Source organism: Streptomyces sp. LARHCF249 (genome assembly GCF_052871255.1).
In genome coordinates, this window is sequence record NZ_JBIXJQ010000007.1 from 387,881 (window position 1) to 395,744 (window position 7,864).

General features: G+C 70.1%; 8 protein-coding genes. 7 read left to right on the top strand and 1 reads right to left on the bottom strand.

Features of this window, described 5'->3' with window-relative positions:
- Window positions 1-14: 14 nt before the first annotated feature.
- The 3 genes from ACIPUC_RS22785 to ACIPUC_RS22795 all read left to right on the top strand — a co-directional run bounded on the left by ACIPUC_RS22785 (window position 15) and on the right by ACIPUC_RS22795 (window position 2,685).
- Window positions 15-524, top strand: coding sequence for a MarR family winged helix-turn-helix transcriptional regulator (locus ACIPUC_RS22785; protein WP_446591701.1), 510 nt, complete (start codon window positions 15-17; stop codon window positions 522-524).
- Window positions 525-568: 44 nt separating this feature from the next.
- Window positions 569-898, top strand: a complete 330-nt coding sequence (locus ACIPUC_RS22790; RefSeq protein ID WP_446591703.1) for a DUF3817 domain-containing protein — start codon at window positions 569-571, stop codon at window positions 896-898.
- Between the two features lie 86 nt (window positions 899-984).
- Window positions 985-2,685, top strand: coding sequence for an acyl-CoA mutase large subunit family protein (locus ACIPUC_RS22795; RefSeq protein ID WP_446591705.1), 1,701 nt, complete (start codon window positions 985-987; stop codon window positions 2,683-2,685).
- A gap of 65 nt (window positions 2,686-2,750) precedes the next feature.
- Here ACIPUC_RS22795 and ACIPUC_RS22800 read toward each other — a convergent pair whose 3' ends face one another.
- Window positions 2,751-3,371 (bottom strand): TetR/AcrR family transcriptional regulator, encoded by a 621-nt coding sequence (locus tag ACIPUC_RS22800; RefSeq protein WP_446591707.1) that lies wholly within the window; start codon window positions 3,369-3,371, stop codon window positions 2,751-2,753.
- 227 nt (window positions 3,372-3,598) lie between these two features.
- On the opposite strand from ACIPUC_RS22800, the gene ACIPUC_RS22805 reads away from it, so the two are divergent.
- The 4 genes from ACIPUC_RS22805 to ACIPUC_RS22820 all read left to right on the top strand — a co-directional run bounded on the left by ACIPUC_RS22805 (window position 3,599) and on the right by ACIPUC_RS22820 (window position 7,757).
- A complete protein-coding gene (locus ACIPUC_RS22805) occupies window positions 3,599-4,603 on the top strand; it encodes a tetratricopeptide repeat protein (RefSeq protein WP_446591709.1) in 1,005 nt (334 codons plus the stop codon).
- Between the two features lie 589 nt (window positions 4,604-5,192).
- Window positions 5,193-5,840 carry a DUF6230 family protein gene (locus tag ACIPUC_RS22810; protein WP_446591710.1) on the top strand — a complete coding sequence of 216 codons (648 nt, stop codon included), beginning with the start codon at window positions 5,193-5,195 and terminating at the stop codon, window positions 5,838-5,840.
- A gap of 107 nt (window positions 5,841-5,947) precedes the next feature.
- Window positions 5,948-6,523 (top strand): DUF6114 domain-containing protein, encoded by a 576-nt coding sequence (locus tag ACIPUC_RS22815; RefSeq protein WP_446591712.1) that lies wholly within the window; start codon window positions 5,948-5,950, stop codon window positions 6,521-6,523.
- On the top strand, window positions 6,513-7,757 hold the full coding sequence (locus tag ACIPUC_RS22820) for a hypothetical protein (protein WP_446591714.1): 1,245 nt from the start codon (window positions 6,513-6,515) through the stop codon (window positions 7,755-7,757). The genes ACIPUC_RS22815 and ACIPUC_RS22820 overlap by 11 nt, the downstream gene beginning before the upstream one ends.
- Window positions 7,758-7,864 lie beyond the last annotated feature (107 nt).

Below are 7,864 nucleotides of genomic sequence, written 5' to 3' on the forward strand. Positions count from 1 at the left end.
GTAGGGTCTGGTACGTGTCCAAGCCGCTCAGCCTTCCCTTCGATCCCATCGCCCGCGCCGACGAGCTCTGGCAGCGGCGCTGGGGGCCGGTGCCCGCGATGGCCGCCATCACGTCGATCATGCGCGCGCACCAGATCCTGCTCGGCGAGGTCGACGCCGTGGTCAAGCCGTACGGGCTGACCTTCGCGCGGTACGAGGCGCTGGTGCTGCTCACCTTCTCCAAGGCCGGCGAGCTGCCGATGTCGAAGATCGGCGAGCGGCTCATGGTCCACCCGACCTCGGTGACGAACACCGTCGACCGGCTGGTGAGGTCGGGGCTCGTCGACAAGCGGCCCAACCCGAACGACGGCCGCGGCACCCTCGCCTCCATCACGGACAAGGGCCGCGAGGTCGTCGAGGCCGCCACCAAGGACCTGATGGCGATGGACTTCGGACTCGGGGCGTACGACGCCGAGGAGTGCGCGGAGATCTTCGCGCTGCTGCGCCCGCTGCGGGTCGCTGCCGCGGACTTCGAGGAGAAGTAGGCCCCCGTCAAGATCGAGCAAAACGGACGGTTAGGCTCAGGCGCATGAAGAAGAGCGTGCTGACCCGCTACCGGGTGATGGCCTTTGCCACTGCCGTGATGCTGCTGGTGCTGTGCACCTGCATGATTTTCAAGTACGGCTTCGACAAGGGCGCCGATCTCACGTTCGTGGTGTCCCAGGCCCACGGCGTGCTCTTCATGATCTACCTGGTCTTCGCCTTCGACCTGAGCTCCAAGGCCAGGTGGTCCTTCGGCAAGATGCTCTGGATCATGCTCAGCGGCACCATTCCGCTGGCCGCCTTCTTCGTCGAGCGCAAGGTGCGCGCCGAGGTCGAGCCGCTGGTCAGCGGCTCGCCGGCGACCGTCCAGGCCTAGGGCGCGGCTCGAGCGGACATCCCCGGGGAGAACTCCCCGGGGTTTCCCATCGACATTTACTAGGACGTCCTAGTAAATTCAAGGGTATGGACGCAGACGCCATCGAGGAAGGCCGCCGACGCTGGCAGGCCCGTTACGACAAGGCCCGCAAGCGCGAGGCAGACTTCACCACGCTCTCCGGCGATGCCGTCGATCCGGTCTACGGGCCCCGGCCCGGCGACGCGTACGAGGGGTTCGAGCGCATCGGCTGGCCGGGGGAGTACCCGTACACCCGAGGCCTGCACGCCACCGGCTACCGCGGGCGGACCTGGACCATCCGGCAGTTCGCCGGGTTCGGGAACGCCGAGCAGACCAACGAGCGCTACAAGATGATCCTGGCGGCCGGCGGCGGCGGGCTCTCCGTCGCCTTCGACATGCCGACCCTCATGGGGCGGGACTCCGACGACCCCCGCTCGCTGGGCGAGGTGGGCCACTGCGGGGTGGCCATAGACTCCGCCGCCGACATGGAGGTCCTGTTCAAGGACATCCCGCTCGGCGACGTCACCACCTCGATGACCATCTCGGGCCCCGCCGTGCCCGCCTTCTGCATGTACCTGGTCGCCGCCGAGCGGCAGGGCGTGGACCCGGCCCTCCTCAACGGCACCCTCCAGACGGACATCTTCAAGGAGTACATCGCCCAGAAGGAGTGGCTCTTCGAACCGGAGCCGCACCTGCGCCTCATCGGCGACCTCATGGAGTACTGCGCCAAGGGCATCCCGGCCTACAAGCCGCTGTCCGTCTCCGGCTACCACATCCGCGAGGCCGGGGCGACGGCCGCGCAGGAGCTGGCCTACACCCTCGCCGACGGATTCGGGTACGTGGAGCTCGGGCTCTCGCGCGGCATGGACGTGGACCACTTCGCGCCCGGCCTCTCCTTCTTCTTCGACGCGCACCTCGACTTCTTCGAGGAGATCGCCAAGTTCCGCGCCGCCCGCCGGATCTGGGCCCGCTGGATGAAGGAGGTCTACGGAGCGTCGAGCGAGAAGTCGATGTGGCTGCGCTTCCACACGCAGACCGCCGGTGTCTCCCTCACCGCCCAGCAGCCGTACAACAACGTCGTGCGCACCGCCGTCGAAGCCCTCGCGGCCGTCCTCGGCGGCACGAACTCCCTGCACACCAACGCCCTCGACGAGACCCTCGCCCTGCCCAGCGAGCAGGCCGCCGAAATCGCCCTGCGCACCCAGCAGGTGCTCATGGAGGAGACCGGCGTCGCCAACGTGGCGGACCCGCTGGGCGGTTCCTGGTACGTCGAGCAGCTCACCGACCGCATCGAGGCGGACGCCGAGAAGATCTTCGACCAGATCAAGGAGCGCGGGCTGCGCGCCCACCCGGACGGGCAGCACCCCATCGGGCCGATCACCTCGGGCATCCTGCGCGGCATCGAGGACGGCTGGTTCACCGGGGAGATCGCCGAGTCGGCCTTCGTCTACCAGCGCTCGCTGGAGAAGGGCGACAAGCGGGTCGTCGGCGTCAACGTCCACCACGGCTCGGTCACCGGGGACCTGGAGATCCTGCGCGTCAGCCACGAGGTGGAGCGCGAGCAGGTCCGCGTGCTCGCCGACCGCAAGGCCGGCCGTGACGACGCCAAGGTGACGGAGTCGCTGGCCGCGATGCTGGCAGCCGCCCGGGACGGGTCGAACATGATTCCGGCCATGCTGGACGCGGTGCGGGCCGAGGCCACGCTGGGCGAGATCTGCAACGTCCTGCGCGACGAGTGGGGCACCTACACCGAGCCGCCGGGCTTCTGAGCGGTCCGACGCGAGGCCGGTCGTGGCGCCGTTGCGGTGGCGCCGTGACCGGCCTTTGCCGTTGCTCAGGCCGGGGCGGAGCCGCGGAGGCCGTGCATCAGCAGCGCCGTGAAGGTGGCCACCCAGAGTTCGTCCACCGGCTCCGAGCTCACCAGGGCGCGGTGCACCACGGTGCCCGCGATCACGTCGAATATCAGGTCGGTGGTGCGGCCGGCGAGGGTCTCGTCCTCCTCGTACGCGAGTTCCCCGCGGGCCTGGGCCCGCTCGCGGCCCAGTACGACGAGACGTTTCTGCCGGTCCACGATGGCCGACCGGATGCGGTCGCGCAGGGCCTCGTCCCGGGTGGACTCGGCGACCACCGCCATCAGGGCCGTACGGGCCTCCGGGCGCCGCAGCAGCTCCGCGAACCGGAGGACCACGTACTCGATGTCGGCTTCGAGGGAGCCGCGGTCGGGTAGTTCGAGGGAGTCGAAGAGCTCCGCGACCGCGTCCACGACCAGCTCGTTCTTTCCCGCCCAGCGCCGGTACAGAGTGGTCTTGGCGACGCCGGCCCGGGCCGACACGTCGCTCATCGTCAGCTTCGACCAGCCCAGCTCCACCAGCGCGTCCCGGGTCGCGGCGAGGATCGCGGCGTCCGCGGCGGCGCTGCGGGGGCGGCCGGTGCGGCCGGGGCTGGGGTTGCGCATGGCCGAGACCATACCCGTCAGTAGCCGAGGCGGCGGCTGTGGTTCAGATCACGGGCGCGGCGGGCCCGGAAGGAGTTACGCTACGGCTCGTAGCGTAAGAGCGACAACCACGCGAAGAGCTACTGGCGCCAGGTGGGGACCTGGCACCGACCAGCACCACGATCGCGGATCAGGTCAATTCCAGCGATCTTTTTCTTCGGCGCGCGCACTCGGGGGAGGATGTACGCATGCAGCCCAGAAACATGTCCATGAGCGGCGTCGTCGACCTCGCCGCGGTGAAGGCGGCCGGTGAGGCCAAGGCCAAGGCCGAGCAGGCCCGAGCCGAAGCCGCACGGCAGGCGGCGCAGGGCGGCGGGGCCGGACCGGCCGCCGGCGCGGTGCCGCCCTCCGCCCTCGTCCTCGACGTAGACGAGGCCGGGTTCGAACGCGACGTACTCCAGCTCTCCGCCGAGGTCCCGGTCGTCCTGGACTTCTGGGCCGAGTGGTGCGAGCCGTGCAAGCAGCTCAGCCCGCTCCTGGAGCGCCTGACCATCGAGGCCAACGGCCGCCTCGTGCTCGCCAAGGTCGATGTCGACGCCAACCAGATGCTGATGCAGCAGTTCCAGATCCAGGGCATCCCGGCCGTCTTCGCCGTGGTCGCCGGACAGGTGCTGCCGCTGTTCCAGGGCGTGGCCCCGGAGCAGCAGATCCGCGAGACCCTCGCCCAGCTGGTGCAGGTCGCCGAGGAGCGCTTCGGGATCATCGGCATCGAGGTGGACCCGAACGCCGAGGGCGACGCACCCCGGGCCGCCGTCGAGGCCGAGGTTCCGGCCGGCCCGCACGACGCCCTGCTGGAGGCGGCGGTCGCCGCGCTCGACGCCGGGGACCTGGGCGGCGCGGTGCAGGCGTACAAGAACGTGCTCACCGACGACCCGGGCAACACCGAGGCCAAGCTGGGCCTCGCCCAGGCGGAACTCCTGGTCCGCGTCCGGGACATGGACCCGCAGGCGGTGCGCACCGCGGCGGCCGAGAACCCGCGCGATCCGGCGGCCCAGATCGCCGCGGCCGACCTGGACCTGGTCGGCGGGCACGTGGAGGACGCCTTCGGGCGCCTGGTGGACACCGTGCGGGTCACGTTCGGTGAGGACCGGGACGCCGTACGGCTGCGCCTGCTGGAGCTGTTCGAGGTCATCGGCGCGGACGACCCGCGGGTCTCGGCGGCGCGTACGGCGCTGGCGCGGGTGCTCTTCTGAGCCGGGGCCTGTTCTGAGCCCTCGTCGCCCCGGCGGGATTTGTTGACACGCTGATGAACAGCGGCCGCACTTTGCCAAAACTTGGCAATCGCGGCCGCTGTTACTCCGAGTAAGTCGAACGCCGTGAACTGTCCGGTGTGTTCGCTCTTCCCCCGATCTGTCGTGGCCCTTGGTGACACCGTGTGTTGCTGCCCGACGACAGGGGGCCTCACTGCGGTTATCTGGCCGTTACCCGCCAGTAACGAACCCCCTTGTGCCCCGGCCGGGAATGGACCACGATCGGCGACGCTCGGTCCTTCCCGCAGTGCCGCTCATCCGGAGCCGCGGCGGAGGGTCCCCACCGAGCCGGACGGTGCCGGTGGCACCGGACGTGGGACAGGGGGGTCTCTGCCACACCGGCGGGGCCTGTCCTCCAGGTTGCGCGAACGCGTGGCCCAGTGGTTGTCGCTCGGGGGTGATCGCCGGTGTACCGGACGTGGCACAGCCGCGGCCAGGCCGCCTGCGCTCCTTCCCGAGGACGTAGCACTTCTCCCATCCCAGGACGGGCACGGCCCGGACCGGAGATGTACGTCCGAGAAGGAGGAACGAAATGAGTTCTCAGGTTCGTGGCGGGACCAGATGGAAGCGCTTCGCGCTCGTCATGGTGCCGAGCATCGCGGCCACCGCCGCGGTCGGTGTGGGTCTGGCGCAGGGTGCCCTCGCGGCGTCCTTCAGCGTCTCCGGCCAGGACTTCAAGGTCTCGGCCGACAAGCTCGACGGTCGCGACCTCATCCAGTACGGCGGTATGGCCGAGGGTCACAACCTCAAGGGTGAGCCGGTCAAGCACCCGGTCACGATCTCCGGGTTCAGCAGCGCCGAGATCACCAACATGTGCCAGTCGCTGGTGACGCCCACGCCGCTGGGCGCTATCACCCTCCAGCTGAAGACCGGTCACAAGGGCACGCCTGCCAAGGCGACCAACATCTACCTGGATGTTGCCGAGCTCGACACCGACGCCGAGTTCGAGAACCTGGACATCGGTGTCGCGGTCGGCGACGAGAGCCACACGACCAAGCCGCAGCCCGGCACGGTCAGCAACAAGTACGCGTTCTCGCAGCGCGCCGACAGGGCGATTCTGACGGACGTGAAGCAGAAGGCGTGGGCGACCACGGCGGGCACCTTCAAGCTGCCCAACCTGAAGCTGCGCCTGCTCGGCGGCGACCAGCCGTGCTACCAGGACAAGGACGTCCGGGACTGACCCGTCCCGATGCGTGACCGGACGGGCGGGCGGCGACAGCCGTCACCGCCCGCCCGTCCGGGCTCCACAGATTTCTCCGTACCACCGTTTCCAGGGAGCTGTTGTCCATGAACCCCCAGGCCCCGGTTTATGTTCGCCGCGAAGACGACGCCTGGCTCACCGTCGTGTACTACCACTTCCACGCCTGGAGCGGTCGCCGTCCCTTCTGGGCAGGGCTGTTCACGCTCCTCGGCGGCTTCCCGATCGCCTACTTCCCGTACGCGGACCTGCGGCTGGGCAACGTCACCATGGCGATGGCCACCACGGGCGGCGCCGGGGCTCTGATCATCGGCGTCCTGCTGATCACGCTGGGCCTGGCCCTCTGGTTCCAGCAGACCATCCGCGTCTTCGCCGGCGTGGCCGCGATCCTGCTGGCCCTGGTCTCGATCCCGGTCTCCAACCTCGGAGGCTTCTTCGTGGGCTTCATCCTCTCCATGATCGGCGGCGCCCTCGCCCTGGCATGGGTCCCCGGGCAGCCGGTGGAGGAGCCCCAGCGGCCGGCGGGCGTGGAGATGGGCAAGGCGGAGGCGGTGGCGACCGCCCAGGGGCCCCAGGGCTTCCCGGGACAGCGCGGAACGGAAACGCCGGTACACGAGAGCGAGACGACTGCCCACGCCGATGGCGGGAGGAACAGTGCGGGGTGACGAGACGCAGCGGGGCGTGGCCCCAGGCGCAGAGTCCCGCGAGATCAAGGGGCCGCGGCACGCGGCGCCCAGGAAATCGCTGCTGAACAAGCTCCAGATACCCGTCGGCAAGACGATGGCGCTGGCGGCCATGCCGACGGCCGTGTTCGTCGGCATGGGCATGGCGCCCAAGCTGGCCGTGGCCGACGACAAGGACATCCCCTTCGCCCCCGGGCCGTGCGTGACGCGGTCCGACGAGCCCAAGGAGTCGGCGTCGCCGACGCCTTCGGCGTCGCCTTCGCCGAGTGCGTCGCCCAGTGCGTCCCCCTCGCCGTCCGCGTCCGCCTCCCCGTCCGCCAAGCCGAAGCCGAGCGGCTCCCCGTCCCCGACGGCGACCAAGCCGACGGGCGCGGCTCCGGCCGCCGCCACGCCCACGCCCACGCCGACCCAGTCCACGAACCCGCTGGACCCGCTGGGCGTCGGCGACGCGCTCAGGAAGCTCCTCACCCCCAAGGACGCGCAGCCGACGGCGACCCCGACGACGCCCGCGCCGCCCACCACCACCGCACCGAAGCCCGAGGCCCCGGCCCCGGACCCGGCGGCGGACGCCATCCGCGACGCGGCGAAGAAGGCCGGAGCCACGGTCGAGGAGCTGCCCGACGCGGTCAAGGACACCGCGAAGACCCCGAAGGACGAGACGGGCACGTCAGCCGAGGGCGAGGACGACGCCGCGCCGGAGGCGACGAAGGACGCGGACGGGAAGGAACCCTTCCCCTGCCCGACCTACGACGCCCAGGCCCTGGCCGACGCCGAGCTGGAGACGGGCATCCCGCTCCTGCCCGACGAGCCCTGGTACCTCGACAGCTCCCTGCTGACCCTCTACGGCCTGGACTACCACGGCATCGTCGAGGTGAAGACGGGCAGCGGCAAGATCAAGAAGGTCCTCAAGTTCACCGCGGACTCGCTGGACATCAAGGACCTGTACCAGACGGTCGGCAAGGAGGGGAACGTCGCCCACCTGAAGTCCCGCCCGGGCTCCACCTCCAAGATCCGCGGCGGCACGGTGACGATGTACACCGAGAGCCTCAAGGGCAACCTCTTCGGCCTGATCCCGATCGAGTTCACCCCGAACAGCCCGCCGCCCCTGAACGTCCCCTTCGCGTTCTTCACGGACGTGAAGGTCGTCCAGGCCGGCCAGTTCGGCGGCACGCTCACGGTGCCGGGCCTGAAGAACTACATCGGCCCGCCGGAATAACAGCGGGAAAACCCGAGGGCGGCACCCGGATCCCTTCCAGGATCCGGGTGCCGCCCTCGGTCTCTGTGCGGCAGTGGGTCGAGCGGAGCGGGCGGCGGGCCGCGCGC